Here is a 25,131-nt window from a genome sequence, read left to right as displayed (position 1 = left end):
TATCTCAATGGCACACTGATTGGCCGTTCTGGGTTGCTGTCGAATGCTTGCGATACTCGCTCGGTGGCATTCCAAACCGAGCCTTGAACATTCGGCAAAAGTGTGCTGAGCTGGCAAATCCACATGAGAAGGCGATCTCGGAAATGCTACGCTGTTGGTCCGTGGCAATACTCAACGCTTTCTCGCAGCGTTCCAGCCGCGTCGCCCAGATGCGTCGCTCCAAACTACATTCCTCGTCTTCAAAAACCAGATGCAGGTATCGCTTCGAACAGTTCATGGCACGCGCTATGCGTTCGATGCTGAGGTCAGCCTCCGCCAAGTGGGTCTGCAAATACTGCATGACGCGTTGCTTCAATACAGCGGGAAGTGCCATTTGTCCATTTTGGCTTTCTTGGTACTCTGCGAGGGTCGACGCCAGCAGGCCCAGGATTGAATCACTCAGCGCCAGGCCGGAGGCATCCGGCAAAGCAGGGAGTTGCTCCGACAGTGAATGCAGGAAGCTTGCAAACACAGCATGAAGACCCATGGCGCCGCTGCTACGGGCCATGGAGGTGTGAAGCTTCGGTATCTTGAAACCCTTCAGCTTTGGACGTGGTACCTGCACTACCAATAGCGAGGACCGGTCCGTGTTGGTGATTGAATACGGAACCTGTGGATCGTACAGACTCCAGTCACCCGGGTTCAGATTGAAACTCTGGCCATGCTGACGGATCAAGCCATGGCCTCGCATTTGTAGAACCAATTTGTAGAAATCGTCAGACGGCAAATCGCCACATTGCCGGTCCCGTTCCACTTGGTGCGCGGGCGCGGCAATATGAACAATGCGCAGTGGACCCACGTCATAGGCATCAAGCGTGGCATCCATAGGCCCCCTGTCCAGCGGAGTTACCTTCAATTTTCCAAAAAAGCGTTTGGTGAAATGACCCCATGCCTCAGCCTGGTCATTCGCTTCTTCATGCATGGTCGTGAAGTGCAGATGATTCATCGCCTGTTGTCTCCTCGTTCACTGAGTAATTTAATAAGTGAATTGCTCTGAACTTATTATTTGAATTTAAGAATGATCGGGCCAAAAACCAAAGGGGGTAAATAATTGTCACTTGCCATCAATCGTCCCATTCAGGTGAGTGTCGTCGTCAGGATTGCATTGCTTAAACGCTCCTGGCAGCCGGCAGCACCGTGCCGCGGCACTCCCCAAAGCCGATGCGCCGAAAGCCCTCACGCTGGCAGTAGCCGCGCAGAATGACGGTGTCGCCGTCTTCGAGCCATGCCCGGGTTTCGCCATTCGACAAAGTCAAGGGCCGCTTGCCGCCCGCACTCAACTCCATCAGCGAGCCGCCCTGCTCGGGCTGCGGGCCGGAGAGCGTGCCCGAGCCGAACAAGTCGCCGGCGCGCAGGTTGCAGCCATTGACCGTGTGGTGCGCCACCAGCTGGGCCACCGTCCAGTAGGCGTCCAGGTAGTTGGCGCTGGAGAGGCGCTCGCCGGCCTGGCCCGCAGCGCGCATCTGCGCCGTTTGCAGCCACACTTCCAGTTCAATATCAATAGCGCCTTGTGCCCGGTTGGCGGGCGCATCGAGGTAATTCAGGGGTTGGGGATGGCCCTCGGGCCGGTGAAACGGTGCGCGAAACGGCGCCAGCGCGTCCAGGGTCACCACCCAGGGCGACAGCGTGCTGGCGAAGTTCTTCGACAAAAACGGCCCCAGCGGCTGGTACTCCCAGGCCTGGAGATCACGCGCGCTCCAGTCGTTGAACAGGGCCAGGCCAAACACATGGTCCTCGGCGTCGGCCATGGCAATCGGCTCGCCCAAGGCGTTGGGGCGGGCGATGAGCACGCCCAGCTCCAGCTCGTAGTCGAGCCGGCGACTCGGCCCCAGGCTCGGCGTGTCCTGCTCGGGCATCTTGGTCTGGCCATTGGGGCGATGCAAGACGCTGCCGCTGGGCACGATGCTGGAGGCGCGCCCGTGGTAGCCGATGGGCACCCATTGGTAGTTGGGCAGCAGCGGGTTGTCGGGCCGGAGCTGCTTGCCGATCGTGGTGGCGTGGTGGATGCTGGTGTAGAAATCGGTGTAGTCGCCGATCTCGCACGGCAGGCCCAGCGCCACGTCGGCCTGCGCATGCAGGGCTTTAGCCCAAGCCGACTGCTGACAGCTGCCTTCGGCCAGACCGGCCGAAATAGCAGCGCGCAATGCCAGCCGCTCGGCCGGGCCCTTGGCCATCACTATGCTCATGTCGTCCGTGTCAATGAGGCCCGCCGCCTGCAGGTCGAGCACCTGATCGCCAATCGCGACGCCTATGCGGAAGGCTTCGCCACTTCCTGCGGGCCGAAAACGCCCGAACGGCAGGTTCTGGATCGGGAAGTCGCAGCCGACCTGGTTGGCCGATGCCACCCAGCTGCGCAGCTCCGGAGCGTGGGTTTCGTTCAATGGATTGTTCATGACTTGAATGGGTCCTTGAGGCCGGCCCAGCAGTCGGCGTAATCGGTGTCGAGTGCGGGGCTTTGCAGCGCCCAGTTCGTCGGAATAAAGCGTAAGCGGCTCTCGAACATGAAGGCCAGCGTGTTGTCGAGCTTGTGTGGCTTGAGATCGGCGTGGCTGGCTTTCTCGAAGGCTTCCTTGTCGGGGCCATGCGGCACCATGCAGTTGTGCAGGCTGGCACCGCCCGGTTTAAAACCGCCGGGCTTGGCATCGTATTCGCCGTAGACCAGCCCCATGAATTCGCTCATCAGGTTGCGGTGATACCAGGGTGGGCGGAATGTATCCTCCATCACGAGCCAGCGCGGCGGGAAGATCACGAAGTCGCAGTTGGCCGTGCCGGGCGTGTCGCTCGGCGAGGTCAGCACCGTGAAGATCGACGGATCGGGGTGGTCAAAGCTGATCGAGCCGATGGTCATGAAGTTCGCGGTGTCGTACTTCACCGGGGCCAGGTTGCCGTGCCACGCGACCACGTTGAAAGGCGACTGCCCGGCCGGCGCGCGCCAGAAGTGGCCACCGAATTTCTTGATGAGCTCGTAGTCGCCGGCCTCTTCTTCGACGGCAGCGACGGGTGCCTGGAAGTCGCGCGCATTGGCGAGGCCGTTGGAGCCAATCGGCCCCAGCTCGGGCAGGCGGAACTGGGCCCCGTAGTTCTCGCACAGGTAGCCGCGCGAGGGGCCATCGGGCAATGCCACTTTGAATGCCACACCGCGTGGCACCAGCGCGATCTCGCCCGGCTTGACGTCGAGCACGCCCATTTCGGTGGTGATCAGCAGCCGGCCCTGCTGCGGCACGATGAGCAGCTCACCGTCAGCATTGACAAAGGCACGGCGTTGCATCGAGTGGCTGGCGAGGTAGACATGGGCAGCGATGCCGGTCTGCGTTTCTGCATCGCCGTTGGCGGCAAGGGTGCGGATGCCGTCGATAAAGTCGGCTGGCGTGTCCCCCAGGGGCATCGGGTGCCAGCGCAGCGGCTCGGGCGGCAACGCAATGCCGCGGTCGCCGCCGGTGGTCCAGTGCGGCTGGGCGTAGGGCTGGTAGCGGCCCACCACGACCGAGGGCTGGCGGCGGTAGAGCCAGCTGCGGCGATTCTCGTGGCGCGGCGCGGTGAAGGCCGTACCCGAGATCAGTTCGGGGTAGAGGTCCAGGGGCGCGCGCTGCGGGCTGTTGCGCCCTTGCGGCAGTGCTCCGGCCACGGCTTCGGTGGCGTATTCGTTGCCAAAACCGCTCTGATAGCGCAGTTCGGTGGTGCTTGCGTTCGTCATGGGGTCTCGCAGTGTCGAAGATGCTATGAATTTAATAGTCGTTTACGCAATAAATACGGGGGGTGAAGGGGAATTTCACCCCTTTTTTCAGTCAACCTTGATGCCGTTGTCGCGAATCAAGCGGCCCCAGCGTTCGCGCTCGCTCTTGACGTAGCTGGCCATCTGCGCAGGCGTACCGGGCAGGCCCTCGACACCGAGCGCCTGAAAGCGGGCCTTGAGCGTCGTCGAATTCAGCGCGTCAATCAGCGCCTTGTTGAGCTTGGTGACTGTCTCGGGTGGCGTGCCGGCGGACACCGAGAGACCTTGCCAGGCGTAGGCCTCGAAGCCGGTCAGGCCCTGCTCGGCAAGCGTCGGCACGTCGGGCAAGGAGGCAATGCGCTGGGCGCTTGCCACGCCAATGGCCTTGACCTTGCCGGCCAATACGAACTGGTTGCCGCTCGCGCTATCGACCAGCATGAAGGGCACGACGCCGCCCAGGATGTCCTGCATCGCCGGCGCCGCGCCCCGGTAGGGCACGTGCGTCATCTTGAGGCCGGTTTTCTCGCGCAGCATTTCGGTCGCCAGGTGGTGCGGACTGCCCGCGCCGGCCGAGGCGTAGTTGATACCGTTCGGCTGCGCCTTGGCCCAGGCCAGGAACTCCTTGAAGTTTTTCACCGGGATGTTCGCACCCACCACCAGCACCAGCGGAAAGCGGGCCAGCATGCCGACCGGCGCCAGGTCTTTTTCGGCGTTGTAGCTGAGTTTGGAAAACAAGAAGGGATTGGCCGCGAGTGTCGCGAAATCGGCCGTGAACAGCATATGGCCATAGTCTTTTGAGCGTGCCACATAGTCGGCCGCGATGTTGGTCGCCGCGCCGGGCTTGTTGTTGATGATGATGGTCTGGCCGAGGTTCTTGGCCATGGCTTCGGCGGTGGCGCGCGCCACCGCGTCGGAGCCGCCGCCGGCAGCGTAGCCGACGACCCATTCGATCGGTTTGCTGTCTTGCGCCGTTGCCGTGAAGGCCGTGAACGACAGGGCAAGGGCGAAAATGCGGGCAGTGAATTTCATGTTGTCTCCTTGGGGGTTGGGATGCGGGAATCAGGCGCGCTGCGCTGCGGTGAAGGCCTCGCGCAGCACAGCCAGCGCGCCGATATGGTTGGCCAGTACCAGCACGAGGCGCGCGTTGAAGGCGTGGCTCTCTTCGGTCGAGAGTCCCTGGTGGGCTTCGATCATCGCCTCGTAAAAATCGTCGGGCGCGTCGAGGTTCGGGGTGGTGATCAGCTTCATGGCGAGTTCCTTCATGCTTTGGCGAGTGCGTGGTCCAATGCGGCGCGGACGGCTTGTATGTCCGGTTGCCGCCAGCGTGCGCAGACGTGGTGGTCGGGCCGCAGCAGGTAGACCGTGCCGGGCCGGGCGTCGTAGCGCTGCGCGGCGAGTGCATGGCTTTTGTTCAACGCGATGCGCACGAGCTTCACGCTCGGGTCCGCCTCGGCGACCGCGCGTACGCTGCGCTCGGCCAAATCACCGCCACCACTGTCGTCACCGAATACCAGCGCACTGAAACCGGCAGGGTTCAGTGCGCGCAGCAGCCAGCCGGCGCTGCCGTCGGCCCGCACGACAGGCGCGTCGGCGGCCGGTGCGCCGGGTACCAGCTTGCCTTCGAAGACGTCGGCATCGGCGGTGTTCAGCACTGAACCGTGCAGCGTGGACGGCACCGAGAGCCGGCCACTGTTGACCAGCGTGCGCGCAAAGTCGTGGCGCTTGGCCAGTTCAAGCACTGCGTCGCGGAACAGCCGGCTGATCTCGCTCTTGGGCGTGATGAAGTCGGTGGCACGGGTGGAGTTGCGGATGTTCTCGTCGGCCGCGTATTCGCGCTCGCTGGCGTAGCTGTCGAGCAGCGCGTCAGGCGCGTCGCCACGCAGCACGGCCGCCAGTTTCCAGGCCAGGTTCTCGGCGTCCTGCACGCCCGAGTTGGCACCGCGGGCGCCGAAGGGCGACACGCCGTGCGCCGAGTCGCCGGCGAACAGCACGCGGCCGTGGCGGAAACTGTCCATGCGCAGGCAGGCGAAGGTGTAGACGCTGGCCCATTCGAGTTCGAACTGCGCGTCCTTCATCTCCGAGTTGGCCAGCAGCGCCTTGACGCGCGGAATGATGTTCTCGGGTTTCTTCTCGTGCTCGGGATCGGCATCCCAGCCGAGCTGGAAGTCGATACGCCAGACGTTGTCGGGCTGCATGTGCAGCAGCACGCTCTGGTTCGGATGAAACTCGGGGTCAAACCAGAACCAGCGCTCTGCTGGCCGGTCCAGCTTCATCTTTACGTCGGCAATGAGAAAACGGTCCTTGAAGATGCGGCCCTTGCTCTCCTGCCCGATGAGCTGGCGCACCGAAGAGCGCGAGCCGTCGCAGGCGGCGACGTAGCCGGCGGCGATCTGGTAGTTGCCTTCGGGCGTTTCGACAGTCAACAACGCATGATCGGCCTTCTGCTCAACGCCCACCACCTTGTTTTTCCAGCGCAGGTCGATCAGCGGCAGCCCAGCCGCGCGCTCGGCCAGGTAGCCCTCGACGTAGTACTGCTGCAGGTTGATGAAGGCGGGCCGCTCGTAGCCAGCTTCGGGCAGCAGGTTGAAGCTGTAGATCGGATCGTTCTTGAAGAACACGCGGCCGACGTTCCACGAGACGCCCTTGTTTGTCATGCGCTGGCCGCAGCCCAGGCGGTCGAACACCTCGAGCGTGCGTTTGGCAAAGCAGATGGCGCGCGAGCCGGTCGAGAGTGTGCAGTCGTTGTCGAGCAGCACCACCGGCACGTTCTGCTGCGCCAGGTCGATGGCCAGCGCCAGGCCCACCGGGCCGGCGCCCACCACCACCACCGGACGGCGCGCGGGCGGATCGGCGTCCTGGTCGGCATGGCGCGCGTAGTCGAACGCCAGCTTCTGGTAGTTCACTTCGCCGGCGTCGGTGTTTTGAAGCTCTTGTAATTTCATTTTTGTCTCCTCTGGCGTGGTGCGGATCAGCCTTCCAGGGTCTGCCACATCTGCGTGTCGCGCTCGGCCGTCCAGATGCGCGGGTCGGGGTACTGGGTGGCCTCGTCGTAGCAGCGCGTCACGTCAAACGGCATGCAGTGGTCAAAGATCACCCACTGGCCATACTTGGGCTTGAGCCTGGCGTACGTGTCCTTGTAGACGGCATTGAGATCCTTGCCGGCTTTCACGCCCTCTTGGACGCTGGCATAAACGTCGGCGATGAAGCCGCGCGTGCCGGCCAGACCCTGGGCCACCTGCTCGGGCGTGGTAAGCGCGGCGCCGCGGCCGGGCACCAGCGCGGCCGGTTTGAGCGCGGCCAGATTGTCGAGCGTTTGCGGCCAGTCCTTGAAGTAGGCGTCGCCGGCGTAAGGCGTGGCGTCGAACTCGACCAGGTCACCGGACAGCAGCGTGCGCTCCTGCGGCAGCCAGACCACCGTGTCGCCCTTGGTGTGGCCGCGGCCGAGCTGCAACAGTTGCACTTCGAGCTTGTCCAGCCACAGCGTCATCTTGCCGGTAAACGTCATGGTGGGCCAGGTCATGCCGGGCGGCACGGTCTCGACGTTTTGAAACAGGCGCGGAAAGCGGCCGATCTCGCTCGCCTTGTCCTGCTCGCCGCGCTCGACGATCAGGTCGTACGTGTCCTGGCTCGCCAGGATCTGCTCGGGCTGGTAGGCCGCCGCGCCTAGCACGCGCACCGCGTGGTAGTGGGTGAGCACGACGTACTTGATGGGCTTGTCGGTCACTTCGCGGATGCGGCGCACGACATCGGCCGCCATCGAAGGAGTAGCCTGGGTGTCGGCCACCAGCACACAGTCATCGCCGATGATGATGCCGGTGTTGGGGTCGCCTTCGGCGGTATAGGCCCAGGCGTGCTCGGAGATCTGGCTGAAGGTGACCTTCTTTTCTTCCAGGTCAGCCTGGCTGGCGAATTTTTTGACGGTACTCATAGGGGTCTCCAGTTTTGTAGATGGGTTAAAGTTAGTCTATTGCAAATAAGTTTGTCAATTCTACAAATAAGTTTGTCATTGTCAAACTTATTTGTAGAATGATTGCAGCTGTAAGCAGCGCTCACCTTTGCCACCTCACCGGAGAAACCCAAGCATGCGCACAGACGAAAACGATTCCCCGGACGAGCCCAAGGAACAGCGGTCCGTGCAGTCGATCGAGATCGGCGGGCGGCTGCTGCTGGCGCTGGCCGAGCAGTCAACCCCGATGACGCTCAAGGACCTGGCGGCCCAAGCCGGCCTGCCGGCGTCGCGCGCGCACCCCTATCTGGTGAGCTTTGGCCGGCTGCGGCTGATCGAGCAGGATGCGGTGACGGGCCGCTACGCGCTGGGTGCGGCCGCGTTGCAGGTGGGCCTGAGCTGCCTGCACCAGCTCGACCCCTTGAAGGTCGCCACGCCGGTGGCCGAGGCGCTGGCGCTGGCGATTGACCAGACTGTGGCCGTCGCGGTGTGGGCCAATTTCGGCCCCACCATCGTGCGCTACATCGAAGCCAGCCAGCCATTGCATGTCAGCATGCGCATGGGCACGGTCATGTCTATCCTCGGCACGGCGACCGGGCGAGCCTTTGCCGCCACGCTGCCTCGGCATCAACTGGAGCAAGCCATGCAGGGCGCTTTTGGCGATGGCCCACGGCGGCTCGACCGCAGCGACGTGAAAGACGTGGCCCAGGAAATCCAGGATATTCAGGCGGAACTGCGCCAGCATGGCGTGGTGCGCGCCGCAGGCCGTCCGATTCCCGGCGTCAATGCCTTCAGCGCCGCCGCCTTTGATCACGAGGGCAAAGCCGTGCTGGTGATCACGGCATTGGGGCATGAGGACAATTTTCCGGCGGACTGGGACTCCGACATGGCCCGCGCCGTGCGCCAGGCGGCGGCGGATGTGTCGCTGCGCCTCGGTTACCGGGTTAAGACATCAATCGGGTCGTAACCTTCACGGGGTTCGCCCTGCAGTGTCATTCAGCTCAAACCTGTTACCGGCAAGGTCACGCCATGCACGGCGCGTGCCGCATCCGAGGCCAGGAAAACGATCACACTGGCGAGGTCCTGGGGCGCGACCCAGCGGGACGGGTCGGCATCGGGCATTGCGGCGCGGTTCTCGGGCGTGTCGATGATGGTCGGCAGTACGCAGTTGACGTTGATGTTTTTCTCGCGCAACTCGGCGGCCATGGCTTCGGTCAGGTGCATGACGCTGCGCTTGGCGGCGCCGTAGGCGCCCATCTGTGCCGCACCCTTTTGCGCCGCAAACGCCCCGATATTGACGACCTTGCCGCCGCCACGCGCCAGCATGTGCGGCACCACGGCGTGCACCATGTTCAGCAGCGTGCGAACGTTGATGTCCTGCAGAAAGTCCCAAGTGCTGTGACTGGTTTCATGCACGGCTTCGCCCATGCGAAAGCCGCCGGCGAGGTTGCACAGCACGTCAACGCGCCCGAAGCGCCCGAGCGCGGCAGCGAGCGCAGCCGCGACCTGCTGGGCATCCAGCAAGTCCACAGGCACAAACAGGCGGTCTGCGCCTTCCTCGCCGAAGGCCGCGCGCAGTGCATCGAGCTGACGGTCCAGCAGCACCAGGCGCGCGCCTTGTGCGGCGAAGGCCGCGGCCACGGCTTGGCCCAGGTTGCCCGCGGCCCCTGTCACCATCACGGTTTGATGTTCGAAACTCATGCCGATTCTCCCTGGCGCTTGGTGTCGTGGTAGTGGCCGGTGCCCCGTGTGAGGACCCGATCCGTGGGCAATACCGTGCCAGGCTCATACTCGGGCTGGCCCTGCACGCGCTGGTAGAGGCTGCCGAAGTCGATGCGGGCCAGTTCCAGCAGTTCGTCCAGGTCTTCGATCACGAAGTAGGTCTCCTGAAAATCGTCGATGCGGTAACGGGTGCGCATCACCCGCTCCAGATCGAAGCGCACCCGGTTCGGCGACGCATCGTCGAGGGCAAAGACGCTCTCCGATGCCGAGGAGGCAATGCCCGAACCATAGATGCGCAAGCCGTCTTTCTGTTTCACCAGGCCGAACTCAACGGTGTACCAGTACACGCGTGCCAGTTTGTCGAGCACGCCCAACTTCTGCGCCCGCAGTCCGCCAACACCATAGGCCTGGATGTAATCGGCGATGGCGGGGTTCATCAGCATCGGGACATGGCCGAACACGTCGTGAAATACATCGGGCTCCTCCAGATAGTCCAGCTGATGCGGCTTGCGGATGAAGTGGCCGGCCGGGAAGCGCCGGTTCGCCAGATGTTCGAAGAACACCTCGTCGGGGACCAGACCCGGCACGGCAACGACTTGCCAGCCGGTGTGTTTCATCAAGACATCGCTCAGGCGGCGAAAGTCGGGAATCTCGTCGGCACCGATCGGCAGCTCACGCATGCCTTGCACGAACTCGTCGCAGGCGCGCCCGGGCAGCAGCTTGCTCTGGCGTTCGAACAGCGTTTTCCAGGTGGCATGTTCTTGGGTGCTGTAGTGGGCCCAGCCCTGGTCAATGGTCCAGTCGGTTCGCTCCGGGCGAGCCGTTTCGCCCGCCGCCAGTCCGTGTTTGACCGGCGCGTTCAGTGGTTGCAGCATGGGGCTCCTCGGCCTGTGGCAAATGAAAAGCAATTTATAAAGTCTGCTGGTCCAGGGTGCGGGCCGGCAATACCGTGCCGCGACACTCGCCGAAGCCGATGCGCCGGTAGCCTTCACGCACGCAGTAGGCGCGCAGGATGACCGTGTCGCCGTCTTCCAGGTAGCTGCGGGTTTCGCCATTCGACAAGGTAAACGGCCGCTTGCCGCCGCTGCTGAGCTCCATCAGCGAGCCGCCTTGCTCCGGGTTCGGACCCGACAGCGTGCCGGTGCCGAACAGATCGCCGGCGCGCAGATTGCAGCCATTGACCGTGTGGTGCGCCACCAGTTGGGCCACGCTCCAGTAAGCGTCCGCGTAGTTGGACTGCGACAGCTTGTCGCCCGCATGGCCGGCTTGACACATCCGCGCGGTTTGTAGCCACACTTCCAGCTCAATATTGATAGCGCCATGCGAACTGTTGGCGGGCGATGCAAGGTAATTCAAGGGTTCAGGGTCGCCCTCGGGCCGGCCGAACGGCGCGCGAAACGGCGCCAGCGCATCGAGCGTCACCACCCAGGGCGAGAGCGTGCTGGCAAAGTTCTTCGACAGGAATGGCCCCAGCGGCTGGTATTCCCAGGCCTGGATGTCACGCGCGCTCCAGTCGTTGAACAGGGCCAGGCCGAACACATGCGCCTCAGCATCGGCCATGGCAATCGGCTGGCCCAGGGCGTTCGGGCGGGCGATAAGCACGCCCAGCTCCAGCTCGTAATCGAGCCGGCGGCAGGGGCCGAAGCTTGGGCGCTCCGCATCGGGCGCCTTGGTCTGGCCATTGGGGCGGTGAAAGCCGGTGCCGCTGGGCACGATGCTGGAAGCGCGTCCGTGGTAGCCGATCGGCACCCATTTGTAATTGGGCAGCAGCGGATTCTCGGGGCGCAGCTGCTTGCCGATGGTGGTGGCGTGGTGCACGCTGGTGTAGAAATCGGTGTAGTCGCCAATCTCGCAGGGCAGGCCCAGCTCGACGTCGGATTGCGCGTGCAGCGCGGCCTTGAACGTGTCTTGCTGCGCGCTGCCGACGCGCAAGCCGGCCGAGATCGCCTGGCGCAAGCTGCGTCGAACCTCGGGCAAGAGCCGCATGAGCCGGTTCATGTCGTTGCTGTCGATCACCCGGGCGGCGCGCAGGTCCAGCACCTGGTCGCCGATGGCGACACCGATGCGCCAGTCCGGATCACCCGCCAGGCGGAAGCGGCCAAACGGCAGGTTCTGCAGCGGGAAATCCGTCTCAGGCGTGTTGGCGGAGGCTACCCAGCTTTGCAGCAATGGGTCGTGCGTGTCGTTCAGCCCGGGCGCAGGCGCTGTATTCATGGCCTGCCCCTTCATGCCTTGAACTCGCGCTCGTGCAGGAAGGCGCCTTGCTTGGGCGCGCGTTTGGTCTGCGACCATTCTTCCAGCATCTCCCATTTCACGGCGTCCAGCCGCTGGATCATGGCTTCCTCCTCGGGGTCCGGGCAGGCCAGCTCCAGCCGGTGGCCGTTCGGGTCGAAGAAGTAGATCGAGTGGAAGGCACCGTGGTCGGTGACACCCAGCACCTCCACGCCGTTGGCTTCCAGGTGGGTCCGGAATTCGAGCAGCTCGGCCCGGTCTTTCACGCGAAAGGCAATGTGCTGCACCCAGGTCGGGGTGTTGGGGTCGCGTCCCATCGGTGGCTGCGTCGGCAGCTCGAAGAAGGCCAGCACATTGCCCTGGCCGGCGTCCAGAAAGACGTGCATATAGGGGTCGGGCGCCTTGGTCGAGGGCACCAGGTCTTCGGCGATGGCCAGCACGAAGTCCATGTTGAGCATCTTCTGGTACCAGAGCACAGTCTCTTTGGCGTCCTTGCAGCGGTAGGCGACGTGGTGAATGCGGTCGATTTTCATGGTTCTTCCTTCTGGTGTTAGGCGGCGACTTCGAGCACGCCCCGACGAACCTGGTCGCGCTCCAGCGACTCGAACAGCGCCTTGAAGTTGCCCTCGCCAAAGCCCTCGTCGCCCTTGCGCTGGATGAACTCGAAGAACACCGGGCCGAGCTGGGTGTCCGAGAAGATCTGCAGCAGCAGGCGCGGGTTACCCCCCTCCGTGCTGCCGTCGAGCAGGATGCCGCGTGTCTGCAACTCGGCCACCGGCTGGCCGTGGCCGGGCAGGCGGGCGTCGAGCATTTCGTAATAGCTTTCGCTCGGCGCCGTCATCAGCGGCACGCCGGCCAAGGCAAGCTTGTCCACCGTCGTCAACAGGTCGTCGCAGATCAGCGCAATGTGCTGGATGCCTTCGCCGTTGAACTTCAGCAGGAATTCCTCGATCTGGCCGCCGCCCTGTTTCGATTCCTCGTTCAGCGGGATGCGGATCTTGCCGTCGGGCGCGGTCATGGCGCGCGAGGTCAGTCCGGTGTACTCGCCCTGGATGTCGAAGTAGCGAATTTCCCGGAAGTTGAACAGCCGCTCGTAGAAGCCGCCCCAGAATGCCATGCGCCCGCGGTACACGTTGTGCGTCAGGTGGTCGATCAGCTTGAGGCCATGGCCGACCGGGTGCCGCTCCACGCCCTCGACGAAATCAAAGTCGATGTCGTAGATCGATTTGCCTTCTTCAAAACGGTCAATCAGGTACAGCGGCGCGCCGCCAATGCCCTTGATGGCGGGTAGGTTCAGCTCCATCGGGCCGGGGTTGAGTTCGATCGGCTGGGCGCCGAGTTCCAGCGCGCGCTTGTAGGCGTGGTGCGAATCCTTGACCCGGAACGCCATGCCGCAGGCGCAAGGGCCGTGCTCGGCGGCAAAGTAGCCGGCCACGCTCTTGGGTTCGCGGTTGATGATGAAGTTGATATCGCCCTGGCGGTACAGCACCACGTCCTTGGAGCGGTGCTTGGCCACCAAGGTGAAGCCCATGCGCTCGAACACCGGTTCCAGCACGCCCGGCGTGGGCGAAGCGAACTCGACGAATTCAAAGCCCATCAGGCCCATCGGGTTGTCGAATAAATCAGCCATGGTGTGCGTCCTTCAAAAGTGGGTGGGTGTGTTTTTGAACTGGCAATCATGGTGCAAGTGCTGCACAGTTTTCATGCGATTTATCGCCTCATCCATGTTCTTGGCGCATGTTTTGAGCGCGTTCGGTATTTGGACCGACTTCGGCATGGCAGGTTCCGTCCAACTTCACGCGATGGACCCGCAAAGCGGCCGACTACGGGGCGTCCACGCCCAATAATTCGGCCAGCGCGGTCGTGCTCATGGCCCCGTCCCGGCTCACGGTCTGACCGGACTTCAGGTTCTTGGTCACGATGAACGGGACACCTTCCACGCCAAAACTGTTCAACAACTGGGTATTGGCTTTTATGGCTTTTTCCACATCGGGTGCGATGCTGGCGGAGGCTGACACGCCGCCCTTGCCCGCCAGCAGGGACGCTTCGTGCTCGCTCATCAGGGCCACGGGGTTGGCCGCCGTCAGCAGCGCGGCGCCTTGTGCCGTGCTGGTCGCATTGATCATGCCGACGGGAATCCACACAAACTTCACTTTTTTGTGCAGCGGTTCAGACGCCTGCCACAGGTGGCCGCAGTGCGGGCACTGGGCGTCAAAAAAGACATAAGCGATATGGGTGCTCATCAAGGCCCCCGCGCTAAAACCTTTGGCCTGAGCCGCCACTGTCTCCAGGGACAGTTCGCGTTTGGCCGGGGCTGCCGAGGTGGACGACTCCTGCGGGGAGCAGGCACCGAGGGCTAGCGCCATGAGCAGCAGGAATGGAAACAACAGGGATGAGAAAGACAGGCGATGGAGTTTCAAGGGAGACCTCTTGGTAGGGTTGGATGATGGTTAGCGCGTTGGGAAATTACGGGGCGGACCGTCAGTAATGGGGTGGCAAATCGTCGTGCGGGTTGCGCGACACGCCGGCGCTGCCCTGCGTGCCGGCGTGTCGAAGGTGGCCGATCTCGCGAATCAGCGTGTCGATTTGCTGCTGTTGGCGGACGATGACCTGGTTCAGTTGATCCAGCAGGTCTTCGGTGAAGCTGGCCTTGATTTCCAGATCGGTCAGGCGCTGGTCGGTGTCGTGTGGGTGTTCCATGCTGCTATTGGACCTGAATTCAGGGGATGCATCCGGCCCGCCCGCCCCGAAACACTGCTTGGCATACCGGGATTTGCGCCAGTCAATACGGCGGGTCGCAACTTCTGGGAAATAATGACCTATGCCGATCACCCCCTCAATCTGGAGTCCGCTGCGCCAGCCGGCTTTTCGTGGACTGTGGCTTTGCGGTGGCGTTTTTTTCATCGGCAACGGCATGCAGACCATGGCGGCCGCCTGGCTCATGATCGAGCTCACCGGTTCGTCCTTTCTGGCCGCGCTGGTGCAGACGGCGGTATTCCTGCCCATGTTCCTGTTGGCGCTGCCGGCGGGCGTGCTGGCCGACACCACCGATCGCCGCCGTCTGATCTCCAACGCGCTGCTGGCGCAGGTGGGCGCCTGCGCGCTGCTGGCTTTGTTGGTGCTGGGCGGTTGGGGTGGGCCGGCATCGGTGCTTTTTCTGGTGTTTGTGTGTGGCTGCTGCACGGCGGTGCTGACGCCGGCCTGGAACTCGTCGGTGGTGGACCCGGTTCCCCGCGACGAATGGCCGCAGGCCATCACCGCCGTCGGCATTGCCTACAACGCGGCGCGCGCCATCGGACCCACACTCGCCGGTCTGCTGTTTGTCTGGCTGGGCGCGGGCTGGGTGTTCGCGGTCACCGTATTCACGACGCTGGTGATGTGGGAATCGATCCGGCGTTGGCCGCCACGCGCGCATCCGCCCTCGCGTCTGCCGGCCGAGCGCCTGTGGGGCGGCACGCTCAGCGGACTGCGCTTTGCCTGGCACTCGCGCATGATCCTGGCGCAACTGGTGCGGGCCATGGCCTACAGTGCGGCCGGTTCAGCACTGTGGGCCTTGCTGCCGGTGATTGCACAGCGCCAGCTGGGCAGCGGCGCGCAAGGTTTCGGCCTGTTGATGGGTTGCCTGGGCACGGGCGCGGTGGTCGCCGGTCTGGTCATCGGTCGCATGCGCGCGCGTTTCGGACTCGACGCCGTCGTAGGCGCCAGCTGCGTGGCGTTTTCCGCCGTCATGCTGCTGGCCGCGTGGGTCCGCGTTCCCGTACTGGTGTACGGCGCCATGGCCGTGGGCGGGGCCGCGTGGATGGCGGCCATGTCCACCTTCAACACCGCCACGCAGTCCAGCGCACCGCCGTGGGTGCGCTCGCGTGCGGTGGCCATGCATATCGTGGCCTCGTTGGGCGCCTTCGCCATCGGTTCGGCCTTCTGGGGCGCGGTGTCTGACATCGCCGGGCTGACCGCCGCCTTGGTCGCCGCTGGCCTGCTGATGGCCGCCGGCCTGCTGCTGGCGCGCCCGTTTCCATTGCGGGTGGGTGCCGTGCATGAAGTGACGCAGGGCACGCCCTGGGACGAGCTGTTCGTGGAAGCAGAGCCCAGCCCCGAGGCCGGGCCGGTGGCGGTCGAGGTCGGCTACCGCATCCGCCCCGGCGAGGACCGCGCCTTTCTCGACACCATCAGCCAAATGAAGGATCCGCGCCGGCGCGACGGTGCCACTTTCTGGCGCGTCTACAAGGACTTGGGCATACCGTCCCGCTATGTGGAGCGTTTCATCGTGACCTCGTGGGCCGACTACCTGCACCAACGCGCCCGGGCCACGGTGGCCGATCACACGCTGGAAGCCGAGGTGCGTGCCTTCCTGGCGAACGGCGAAAGCGCGCGTATGTCGCACTACATCGCCGAGCGCTGAGTCAACCCTACCGTATACCGCGGATATAGCGAATCGGGCTGGTTTCGCCGACACCCGCGTCCGGGCTTGCTGACGTCCCTGTCAGCGAAGTTGTAACCGGACTCAAGCGCCGGGCGAGCGCGCCGCGCGCCGGGGTGGCTTCTGCCATCGCCGCCTCCAGCTTGCCCGCCCATTCCGCCAGATCGGCATGGCCGTCTTCCGTGGCCCTGGCGCGGGCAAAGTGCACGATTTCGGTCGCGTACTCGACATTGCTGGCCAGCCACTCGGTGTCGGTCACGCGGCCTGACTTGCGTCGCAGCAGCACATGCAAATGGGCGGCGATGGCGAGTTTTTCACTGTTCAACATGCTGATTCCTTTCAGGTACCCATGTGTTCAAGGTGCTGGGAGATGTCCAGGCCGGTGATCTCCGCCTGTTCATCAACGCGCAAGCCGACGAGGACTTTGGTGACCCACAGCAGCAGGACGCTCATGACGGCGCTGTACAGCATCACGGCCCCCACACCGATCAACTGGGTCAGCACACTGCCGCTCACGCCGGCGACGGCCTTGCTCGCAAAAAGGCCGGTCATGAGCGAGCCGACGATGCCGCCTATGCCGTGCACGCCGAACACATCCAGCGAGTCATCGGTATTGAGCAGGCGCTTGAGGCCCGTGGCGCCCCAATAACAGGCGAGCCCGGCCACGGCACCAAACAGCACGGCGGCGCGCGGCGACACGAAACCGGCCGCCGGCGTGATGGCCACCAGCCCGGCCACCAGGCCCGAGCACAGGCCCAGCAGGGACGGGCGCTTGCGCACGATCCACTCGCCCAGCATCCAGGACAGGGCGCCCGAGGCCGCCGCGATGTGGGTCACTGCCATGGCCAGCCCGGCCCGGCCGTCCGCCGCCACGGCCGAGCCGGCATTGAAACCGAACCAGCCGACCCACAACAGACCCGCGCCGGCCATGGTCAGCCCGAGGTTGAAGGGCTCGAAGGGTTCGCGTCCGTAACCCCGGCGCGGCCCGAGAAACCAGGCGCAGACCAGCCCCGACACCCCGGCGTTGATATGCACCACCGAGCCGCCGGCAAAGTCCAGCACGCCCATTTTGACCAGCCAGCCGCCCGGCTCCCACACCCAATGCGCGATCGGCGCATAGACCAGCACCGACCACAGGCCGATGAAGCACAGCATGGCCGAAAAGCGCATGCGCTCCACCAAAGCGCCCACGATCAGGGCGGCCGTGATGATGGCAAAGGTGAGCTGGAACATGGCGTAGACCGACTCCGGCACGTTCGGCGCCACATGGCTGACCGCCACCTGGCCGGTCTCCTTGAGGTAGTCCAGGCCGGCGAACCAGAAGCGTTCGCTGCCACCGATCCATTCACTGCCCGGCGTGAAGGCGATGGAATAGCCCAGCGCAAACCACAGCAGGCTGACCAAGGCGGCAACGGCCACCACACTGGCCATGGTGTTGAGCACGCTTTTCTTGCGCACCATGCCGCCGTAAAACAGGGCAATGCCCGGCAACGTCATCAAGAGCACCAGGGCGGTGGAGGTCATCATCCACGCGGTATCGGCCGCGTTGAGGCTGTCTTGCGCCACCAGCGTCGGCCCAACCGGCGCTTGCGCCCACACGGCCAGGCTGGGAAACAAGCCCGCCGCCAGCAGCCACTTCCGTCCAATAACGTGCATATTTTTCCTTGTTGCAGTCGAACGGCAACGACTGTGCATAAGCCGTGCCAGTCTCTTGGCTGCGCGGCTCGGAGGCAAGGACGGAGGCGGGTCAGGCGTCGCGTGCCAGGCGCAGGCCGGAGAACTGCCAGCGCGCATCAGGCGGGAAAAAATTGCGATAGCTCGCTCGGATATGGCTGGCCGGTGTGGCGCACGAGCCGCCGCGCAGCACGTATTGGCCGCACATGAATTTGCCGTTGTATTCGCCGACCGCGCCGGCGGCGGGCCTGAAGCCGGGGTAGGGTCCGTAGTCGCTGCGCGTCCATTCCCACACGTCGCCGAAAGCCTGCGCCAGCTGGCCGTCGGCCAGCGTCTCGCGCAGCGCGAGCGGATGCAGGGCGCCGCTTTCCAAAAAGTTGCCGCTGAGAGGCAGGTCGCGCGTCGCGATCTCCCACTCGGCTTCGGTCGGCAGCCGGGCGTCGGCCCAGCGTGCAAAGGCGTCGGCCTCGAAAAAACTGATGTGACAGACCGGCGCGTTGGGATCCACCGGCACCTCGCCATGCAGCGTAAAGGCGTGCCACTGGCTGTCACGCTGCGTCCAATACGCGGGCGCCTGCCAGCCGCGCGCCGTCACGGCGTCCCAGCCGGCCGACAGCCACAGTTCCGGCCGCTGATAGCCGCCGTCGTTAATAAACGCGATGAAATCGCCATGGGTCACGGGATGTGACGCGATCTGGAAGGCGTCAAGCCAGACCCGGTGGCGTGGTGTTTCGTTGTCGAAGCAGAAGCCCGGGCCGGCGTGCCCGATCTCATGCAGTCCTTGTCCGATGTCAATCCAGCGCGGCGTGCGCGCGCGGATGGGGGTCAGTGGCCACTGTTTTTGGTAGGCCGGTTTTTGCGGATGACGCGAGAGCAGATGCTTCACGTCCGTGAGAATCAGTTCCTGATGTTGTTGCTCATGGTGCAAGCCCAGCTCGATCAGGCTGGCGACTTCCGCCGGCAAGGCGGCCGATGGCGTCTCGGACAGCATGGCGAACATGGCTTCGTCGACATGACGGCGATAGGCCAGCACCTCCTCCAGGCCGGGGCGCGACAGCAGGCCGCGTTCGGGCCGCGGGTGCTTGTCGCCCACGGTGTTGTAGTAGGAGTTGAAGAGCACACGATAGGCAGGATCGAAACAGCGGTAGCCAGGCCGGTGCGGCGCCAGCACAAAGGTCTCGAAGAACCAGGTGGTGTGCGCCAGATGCCACTTCACCGGGCTGGCGTCCGGCATGGACTGGATGGCGCAGTCTTCTGCTGAGAGCGGTGCCGCGAGCGCCTGCGTGGCCTGGCGGACAGCAAGATACCGCGCGTCATGCGCCGGGCTTGCCGGCGCCGCTTGAACTGCCCGTGTCGAGTCGTGTTGGGGGTCCACAGACACCTCCCGCATTGAAGTCGTCATGGTGCGGAGTTTAAACACGCTGGTTCGCAATTCAGCGCTCTTTTTACGGGTTGTAACAAGGGCTGAATAGAATTTTTCAATCGGCTGCATTTAACCAATTAACCCAAAAGCATGCTGCGGTGCAATAAGATTACGCTTGTTCCTTCACCCATCAACCCCATTTTTCAACAGGAAAAAATTACATGTCTTTGATCAATACCCAAGTCGTCCCTTTCAAGAACGAAGCTTTCCACAACGGCAAGTTCGTTACCGTGACCGACGAAAGCCTCAAGGGCAAGTGGAGCGTGTTCATTTTCATGCCCGCCGCCTTCACCTTCAACTGCCCGACCGAAGTGGAAGATGCTGCCCAGCACTACGCCGAATTCCAGAAGGCCGGCGCCGAGGTCTATATCGTGACGACCGACACCCACTTCTCGCACAAGGTGTGGCACGAGACATCGCCAGCTGTTGGCAAGGCCAAGTTTCCCCTGATCGGTGACCCCACCCACAAGCTGACCCGCGCTTTTGACGTGCATATCGAAGAAGAAGGCCTGGCATTGCGCGGCACCTTCATCATCGACCCCACTGGCATGATCAAGACGATGGAAGTTCACTCGAACGAGATCGCCCGTGACGTCCAGGAAACCCTGCGCAAGCTGAAGGCCGCCCAGTACACGGCCGCCCACCCCGGCCAGGTCTGCCCCGCCAAGTGGAACGAAGGCGCCAAGACTATTACGCCGTCGCTCGACCTGGTCGGCAAGATCTAAGCCAGCGCCCCCAGCCGGACAGCGTCAGGGCGCCCAGTGCCTTGCCGTCCGGCTTTTTTATACGCAAAAACAGGCTGTAGCCCGCGTATAACCTGCGCATACAGCTATTAAATTAATAGTAAAGGAAGCCATCATGCTCGACGACACCCTCAAAACCCAGCTTGCAGCCTACCTGGAGCGTGTGACCTTGCCGATCGAGATGGTGGCGTCCCTGGGCGAGGACGGCAACTCGGTTGAGATGCGCGAGTTGCTGGAGACCATTCAGACACTGCGCAGCGACAAGATCAGCCTGCGCACCGATGGCACGGACGCCCGCAAGCCTTCCTTCACGCTGCAGCGTGCGGGCACGGCCACCCATCTGCGCTTTGCCGGCTTGCCGCTGGGCCACGAATTCACCTCGCTGGTGCTGGCGCTGCTGTGGACCGGTGGCCACCCACCCAAGGTAGAGCAGGATGTGATCGACCAGATCAAGGGCCTGGACGGCGACTTCAATTTCGAGGTCTATATGTCCCTGAGCTGCCACAACTGCCCGGACGTGGTGCAGGCGCTGAGCCTGATGGCCATTCTGAATCCCAAGGTCAAAACCGTGGTGATCGAAGGTGGCGCCTTCCAGGGCGAAGTGACTGCGCGCGAAATCATGGCCGTGCCGATGGTGTTCCTCAATGGTCAGGTGTTTGGTTCCGGCCGCATGGAGATTGAAGAAATCATCGGCAAGCTCGACACCGGTGCCGCCGCCCGTGACGCGGCCAAGCTCTCGGCCCGCGCGCCGTATGAGGTGCTGATCGTCGGGGGTGGCCCGGCTGGTGCCGCCGCCGCCGTGTACGCGGCGCGCAAAGGCATCCGCACCGGCGTGGCGGCCGAGCGTTTTGGCGGCCAGGTCAATGACACGCTGGGCATCGAGAATTTCATCTCGGTGGTGGAAACCGACGGCCCCAAATTTGCTGCCGCGCTCGAAGCCCACGTCCGCACCTACGACGTCGACATCATGAACCTGCAGCGCGCCGACAAGCTGATCCCGGCCAAGCAGCCCGGCGGCCTGATCGAGGTGCGGCTGGCCAACGGCGGCTCACTCAAGAGCAAGACCGTCATCCTGTCCACTGGCGCGCGCTGGCGCAATGTCAACGTGCCGGGTGAGCAGCAGTACAAAAACCACGGCGTGGCTTATTGCCCGCACTGCGATGGTCCGTTGTTCAAGGGCAAACGTGTGGCGGTGATTGGCGGCGGCAACTCCGGCGTGGAAGCCGCCATCGATCTGGCCGGCCTGGTGGCGCATGTCACGCTGATCGAATTTGACACCCAGCTGCGGGCCGACGCCGTGCTGGTGAACAAGCTCAAGAGCCTGGCCAATGTGACTATCCATACCCACGCGCAGACGACAGAGATCACCGGCGACGGCCAGAAGGTGAATGGCCTCAAGTACACCGACCGCGCTACCGGCGACGCGCAGCATATCGCGCTGGAAGGCGTGTTTGTGCAGATCGGTCTGGTGCCGAACACCGAGTGGCTCAAGGGCACGATCGAGCTCAGCAAACACGGCGAAATCATCGTCGATGCGCGCGGCCAGACCTCGCTGCCCGGTGTGTTTGCCGCCGGTGATGTGACCACCGTGCCGTTCAAGCAGATCATCATCGCTGCCGGCGACGGCGCCAAAGCCGCGCTCGGCGCCTTTGACCACCTGATCCGCGCCGTGGTGTCAACTCCGGCGTAGGTCGTCCAGCCCACAAAGCCACCTCCGCGTGCTGGAGGTGGCCAGGTCGGGCTGCCGTGTCGCAAACTGGCACAGCCATTGCTTGCCCCAACAGCATGCAAATCAACTCGCCACCGGTTCTGATACCGCCCAACGCCGCAGTGGAGCCGGTGCTGCAAAAACAACTGGCCTTGCTGCTGGAGTCGACAGGTGAGGGAATTTACGGTATTGACATGGAGGGGCGGTGCACCTTCATCAACCGTGCCGGCGCCCGCATGATCGGGCGCGAGCCCGACGAGGTGCTGGGCTGCAACATGCACGACGTGACGCATCACTCGCACCCTGACGGCCAGCCCTACGCGACGCACGACTGCGCCATCTTCAATGCCTTTCGCCAGGGTCTGCCCTGCCGCATTGATACCGAGGTGTTCTGGCACCGCGACCACCGTAGCTTCCCGGTTGAATATTCCAGCTACCCGCTGATGGACGGTGACACAGTGCTGGGGGCGGTGGTTACCTTTGTTGACATCACCGAACGCAAACGCACGGCCGACGCGCTGCAGCTGGCCAAAAACGAGCTGGAGCAGCGCGTGGGTGAACGCACCCAGGCATTGTCGGTGGCGCTGGGGCAGCTGCGTGAACTGTCGGCCTATTCGGAGAATGTGCGTGAAGAGGAGCGCACCCGCATTGCCCGTGAGGTACATGACGAGCTGGGCAGTCTGCTGGTGGCGCTCAAAATGGATGTGAACTGGATGGACAAGCGCCTGGGAGAACAGCAGCAACGCACGCCGCCCGAGGCCGAGGCCATGCGCACCCGGCTGCGCAGCAAGTGCCGAAACATGAGCGGCTTGATTGAGCGGGCGGTGGACAACGTGGGGCGCATCATCACCGACCTGCGCCCCAGCATCCTGGATCACCAGGGTCTATGGGCGGCGCTGGAGTGGCAGGCGCACGAGTTTGCCCAGTCGGCCGAACTGGTGCTGGACTGGACCATGCAAGGCACCGACGGCGTTGAGCTGCCCGAGCCAGAAGCCATGGCGGTGTTTCGCATCTTTCAGGAAATGCTGAGCAACGTGGCCCGCCACGCCCACGCTACGGCACTCACCTTGCGCATTCAGATCGAAAACAGGGTGCTGACGATTTCGGTGCAAGACAACGGCTGCGGTGCCAGCGCTCTGGCGTTTGAGGCACCCACCGCCTATGGCGTGATGGGCATGCGCGAGCGCGCCCGCCATTTTGGTGGACAGCTCGAAATTTCAAGCCAAATTGGCCTGGGGTCGGCATTCACCCTGCGCATGCCACTATCAAATATATAGCATGATCAAAGTTTTGATTGGTGATGACCACCGCATCGTGCGCGAAGGTCTGAAGCAGGTGCTGGCCGATGCACCAGATGTGGGCGTGCTGGCGGAAGCCCAGACCGGGCCAGAAGTGCTGGCGCTGGTGCGCGCCCTGGGCGGCGCGGCCGGACTGGATCTGGTGCTGCTGGACATCGCCATGCCGGGTCAGGATGGTCTGGAGGTGCTGCAAATTTTGCGCCGCGAGCACCCCACGCTGCCGGTTTTGATGCTCAGCACCTACCCGGAAAAACAGTATGCGGTGCGCTGTATCAAGCTGGGCGCCGGTGGCTATCTCAACAAGAGTGCCGACCCGGATGACATGGTGGCGGCCGTGCGCAAGGTCGCCGGGGGCGGCATGTATGTCACCCCCGCCACGGCAGAAGCGCTGGCGGCTGCGATGGGTGCAGCGGGCCGATCAGGGCTCGCGGCACTGGCGGGTTCGGGCGGTGTCGATGCCCTGTCGCATCGCGAGTACCAGGTGTTTCGTCTGCTGACCGCCGGTCAGACGGTGAGCGAAATTGGTGCGCAACTCCAACTCGCCCCCAACACCGTGAGCACCTACCGGGCCCGGATTCTGGAGAAGACCGGCACGAAAAACGATGTCGAGCTGGTGCTGTACGCCGAACGGCACGGCCGGGTTGCGCCGGGCGGCTGATTTGCGGGGCTTTTAGCCGGGTGATGTAGGGCTGGCCCTACAGGGCGTCGTTCTGCTGGGTGCGAGTTGCGATGTGGGCGGGGACTGCGCTTCAATTTGGCCCGACCTTTGCGTAGTTGAAAGCATCCAACTCCGAGAGGTGAATTCATGACGCAGTACTTTGACCCCTACAACGCCGACCGTCCCTTGATGCTCAAGTGCGGCTGCGGCAAGGACCACACGGTGGCCGAGCACCAGCAGGAAGCGTCGGCCAGCAGCGCCACGGTTGAGCTCAAGCGGCGCAGCCTGACCAGTGAGTTTGAGGCCTATTCCAATGCCTTCATTGAGGCCACGCTGGTCAAGGCGATCTTCCCGCAAGACGAAGTGCGCCGTCGCTTTCTGCGCGCGGTGGGCAAGGGCACGGCGATGGCGGCCATCAGCAGCGTGCTGCCCATGGCCAGCCTGCAGGCCATGGCGCAGGACAAGAATGCGCTGGAAAAGACCAGGCTCAAAATTGGCTTTATCCCGATCACCTGTGCCACGCCGCTCATCATGGCGCATCCGCTGGGCTTTTACAGCAAGCAGGGCCTGAGCGTCGAACTGAACAAGACCGCCGGCTGGGCGCTGATCCGCGACAAGATGATCAACAAGGAGTACGACGCCACGCACTTCCTGTCGCCCATGCCGCTGGCGATTTCGATGGGTCTCGGCTCGAACCAGACGCCGATGAACGTGGCCACGATTCAGAACATCAACGGTCAGGCCATCACCATGTCCATCCGGCACAAGGACAACCGCGACCCGAAGAACTGGAAGGGTTTCAAGTTCGGCATCCCGTTTGACTACTCGATGCACAACTTTCTGTTGCGCTACTTCCTGGCCGAGCATGGGCTCAACCCCGACACCGACGTGCAGCTGCGCGTCATTCCGCCGGCCGAGATGGTGGCCAATCTGCGCGCCGGCAACATCGACGGTTTCCTCGGCCCCGATCCGTTCAACCAGCGCGCGGTTTACGACGAAGTGGGCTACCTGCACACGCTGACCAGGGATCTGTGGAACGGCCACCCCTGCTGCGCCTTTGGCACCAGCACCGAGTTCATCCAGAAGAACCCCAACACCTTCGCCGCGCTCTACCGCGCCGTGCTCACCGCCGCCGCCATGGCGCGCGACCCCGCCAACCGCGAGCTGATTGCCAAGGTCATTGCCCCTTCGCAATACCTGAACCAGCCCGAGGCGGTGGTGACCCAGGTGTTGACCGGCAAATATGCCGATGGTCTGGGCAAGATTCAAAACGTGCCGGACCGCGCGGACTTTGACCCTATGCCCTGGCAGAGCATGGCGGTGTGGATGCTCACGCAGATGAAGCGCTGGGGCTACATCAAGGGCGACGTGAATTACAAACAGATCGCCGAAAAAGTGTTCCTGATGACCGATGCCCGCAAGCACATGAAAGACCTGGGCCAGCCCTTCACTGCCGGTCCGACCTACGCCAAACACAAGATCATGGGCAAGGAGTTTGATGCCGCCAAGGCGGACGCCTACGCCAAGAGCTTCGCTATCAGCAAGATGGGATGAGT

24 protein-coding genes are annotated in these 25,131 nt (G+C 63.5%); 7 read left to right on the top strand and 17 right to left on the bottom strand.

The annotated features are described in order from the left end of the window. Positions 1–4 precede the first annotated feature (4 nt). The 7 genes from C5P05_RS25335 to C5P05_RS25305 all read right to left on the bottom strand — a co-directional run bounded on the left by C5P05_RS25335 (position 5) and on the right by C5P05_RS25305 (position 7,679). Positions 5–985, bottom strand: a complete 981-nt coding sequence (locus C5P05_RS25335) for a helix-turn-helix domain-containing protein (RefSeq protein ID WP_114972636.1) — start codon at positions 983–985, stop codon at positions 5–7. Between the two features lie 163 nt (positions 986–1,148). Next, a complete protein-coding gene (fahA, locus tag C5P05_RS25330; RefSeq protein WP_114972635.1) occupies positions 1,149–2,432 on the bottom strand; it encodes a fumarylacetoacetase in 1,284 nt (427 codons plus the stop codon). Then, positions 2,429–3,733, bottom strand: coding sequence for a homogentisate 1,2-dioxygenase (gene hmgA / locus C5P05_RS25325; protein ID WP_114972634.1), 1,305 nt, complete (start codon positions 3,731–3,733; stop codon positions 2,429–2,431). Before hmgA ends, fahA (C5P05_RS25330) begins: the two co-directional genes overlap by 4 nt. 87 nt (positions 3,734–3,820) lie before the next feature. After that, on the bottom strand, positions 3,821–4,780 hold the full coding sequence (locus C5P05_RS25320; RefSeq protein ID WP_114972633.1) for a Bug family tripartite tricarboxylate transporter substrate binding protein: 960 nt from the start codon (positions 4,778–4,780) through the stop codon (positions 3,821–3,823). Positions 4,781–4,810: 30 nt separating this feature from the next. Beyond that, positions 4,811–4,999, bottom strand: a complete 189-nt coding sequence (locus C5P05_RS25315) for a DUF2783 domain-containing protein (RefSeq protein ID WP_114972632.1) — start codon at positions 4,997–4,999, stop codon at positions 4,811–4,813. A gap of 11 nt (positions 5,000–5,010) precedes the next feature. Further along, entirely contained in the window at positions 5,011–6,693 is a 1,683-nt protein-coding gene (locus C5P05_RS25310; protein ID WP_114972631.1) for an FAD-dependent oxidoreductase, read from the bottom strand. Between the two features lie 26 nt (positions 6,694–6,719). After that, positions 6,720–7,679: an MBL fold metallo-hydrolase gene (locus C5P05_RS25305; RefSeq protein WP_114972630.1), complete on the bottom strand. Its 960-nt coding sequence runs from the start codon at positions 7,677–7,679 to the stop codon at positions 6,720–6,722. 154 nt (positions 7,680–7,833) lie between these two features. Between C5P05_RS25305 and C5P05_RS25300 the strand changes: the two genes are divergently transcribed. Continuing rightward, a complete protein-coding gene (locus tag C5P05_RS25300; RefSeq protein ID WP_114972629.1) occupies positions 7,834–8,664 on the top strand; it encodes an IclR family transcriptional regulator in 831 nt (276 codons plus the stop codon). Between the two features lie 29 nt (positions 8,665–8,693). Here C5P05_RS25300 and C5P05_RS25295 read toward each other — a convergent pair whose 3' ends face one another. The 7 genes from C5P05_RS25295 to C5P05_RS25265 form a co-directional block, all read right to left on the bottom strand. Continuing rightward, a complete protein-coding gene (locus C5P05_RS25295) occupies positions 8,694–9,398 on the bottom strand; it encodes an SDR family NAD(P)-dependent oxidoreductase (protein WP_114972628.1) in 705 nt (234 codons plus the stop codon). Further along, positions 9,395–10,294: a phenylalanine 4-monooxygenase gene (gene phhA / locus C5P05_RS25290; protein WP_114972627.1), complete on the bottom strand. Its 900-nt coding sequence runs from the start codon at positions 10,292–10,294 to the stop codon at positions 9,395–9,397. Before phhA ends, C5P05_RS25295 begins: the two co-directional genes overlap by 4 nt. Positions 10,295–10,328: 34 nt before the next feature. Next, positions 10,329–11,633, bottom strand: coding sequence for a fumarylacetoacetase (gene fahA, locus C5P05_RS25285; protein ID WP_114972704.1), 1,305 nt, complete (start codon positions 11,631–11,633; stop codon positions 10,329–10,331). Between the two features lie 11 nt (positions 11,634–11,644). Continuing rightward, positions 11,645–12,184 (bottom strand): VOC family protein, encoded by a 540-nt coding sequence (locus tag C5P05_RS25280; RefSeq protein WP_114972626.1) that lies wholly within the window; start codon positions 12,182–12,184, stop codon positions 11,645–11,647. Between the two features lie 17 nt (positions 12,185–12,201). Then, complete coding sequence (hppD, locus tag C5P05_RS25275; RefSeq protein WP_114972625.1) at positions 12,202–13,281, bottom strand: 4-hydroxyphenylpyruvate dioxygenase; 1,080 nt, start codon at positions 13,279–13,281, stop codon at positions 12,202–12,204. Between the two features lie 193 nt (positions 13,282–13,474). Then, positions 13,475–14,071 (bottom strand): thioredoxin fold domain-containing protein, encoded by a 597-nt coding sequence (locus tag C5P05_RS25270; protein ID WP_114972624.1) that lies wholly within the window; start codon positions 14,069–14,071, stop codon positions 13,475–13,477. Positions 14,072–14,132: 61 nt separating this feature from the next. Then, on the bottom strand, positions 14,133–14,351 hold the full coding sequence (locus C5P05_RS25265; RefSeq protein ID WP_114972623.1) for a SlyX family protein: 219 nt from the start codon (positions 14,349–14,351) through the stop codon (positions 14,133–14,135). A gap of 121 nt (positions 14,352–14,472) precedes the next feature. On the opposite strand from C5P05_RS25265, the gene C5P05_RS25260 reads away from it, so the two are divergent. Then, positions 14,473–16,053 (top strand): MFS transporter, encoded by a 1,581-nt coding sequence (locus C5P05_RS25260; protein WP_114972622.1) that lies wholly within the window; start codon positions 14,473–14,475, stop codon positions 16,051–16,053. Between the two features lie 7 nt (positions 16,054–16,060). Here C5P05_RS25260 and C5P05_RS34705 read toward each other — a convergent pair whose 3' ends face one another. The 3 genes from C5P05_RS34705 to egtB are packed head-to-tail and all read right to left on the bottom strand — an operon-like array spanning position 16,061 to position 19,135. Then, on the bottom strand, positions 16,061–16,399 hold the full coding sequence (locus C5P05_RS34705) for a hypothetical protein (RefSeq protein ID WP_232834659.1): 339 nt from the start codon (positions 16,397–16,399) through the stop codon (positions 16,061–16,063). Positions 16,400–16,410: 11 nt separating this feature from the next. After that, entirely contained in the window at positions 16,411–17,865 is a 1,455-nt protein-coding gene (locus tag C5P05_RS25250) for an ammonium transporter (protein ID WP_420130772.1), read from the bottom strand. Then, positions 17,819–19,135: an ergothioneine biosynthesis protein EgtB gene (gene egtB / locus C5P05_RS25245; protein ID WP_114972620.1), complete on the bottom strand. Its 1,317-nt coding sequence runs from the start codon at positions 19,133–19,135 to the stop codon at positions 17,819–17,821. Before egtB ends, C5P05_RS25250 begins: the two co-directional genes overlap by 47 nt. A gap of 194 nt (positions 19,136–19,329) precedes the next feature. Here egtB and ahpC point away from each other — a divergent pair, with 194 nt between their 5' ends. From ahpC to C5P05_RS25220, 5 genes are all read left to right on the top strand, one after another. Next, a complete protein-coding gene (gene ahpC / locus C5P05_RS25240) occupies positions 19,330–19,893 on the top strand; it encodes an alkyl hydroperoxide reductase subunit C (protein ID WP_114972619.1) in 564 nt (187 codons plus the stop codon). A gap of 133 nt (positions 19,894–20,026) precedes the next feature. Further along, complete coding sequence (ahpF, locus tag C5P05_RS25235) at positions 20,027–21,601, top strand: alkyl hydroperoxide reductase subunit F (protein ID WP_114972618.1); 1,575 nt, start codon at positions 20,027–20,029, stop codon at positions 21,599–21,601. 95 nt (positions 21,602–21,696) lie between these two features. After that, a complete protein-coding gene (locus tag C5P05_RS25230; RefSeq protein WP_114972617.1) occupies positions 21,697–22,896 on the top strand; it encodes a PAS domain S-box protein in 1,200 nt (399 codons plus the stop codon). 1 nt (position 22,897) lies between these two features. Next, complete coding sequence (locus C5P05_RS25225) at positions 22,898–23,575, top strand: response regulator transcription factor (protein ID WP_114972616.1); 678 nt, start codon at positions 22,898–22,900, stop codon at positions 23,573–23,575. 147 nt (positions 23,576–23,722) lie between these two features. After that, positions 23,723–25,129 carry a CmpA/NrtA family ABC transporter substrate-binding protein gene (locus C5P05_RS25220; protein WP_114972615.1) on the top strand — a complete coding sequence of 469 codons (1,407 nt, stop codon included), beginning with the start codon at positions 23,723–23,725 and terminating at the stop codon, positions 25,127–25,129. The last annotated feature ends 2 nt before the right edge of the window (positions 25,130–25,131 follow it).

The sequence above is a fragment of the Rhodoferax ferrireducens genome, from assembly GCF_003347515.1.
Taxonomy (GTDB): Bacteria; Pseudomonadota; Gammaproteobacteria; order Burkholderiales; family Burkholderiaceae_C; genus Rhodoferax.
The sequence above is the reverse complement of the archived record's forward strand: the minus strand, read 5'-3'. Positions and strand labels throughout refer to the sequence as shown.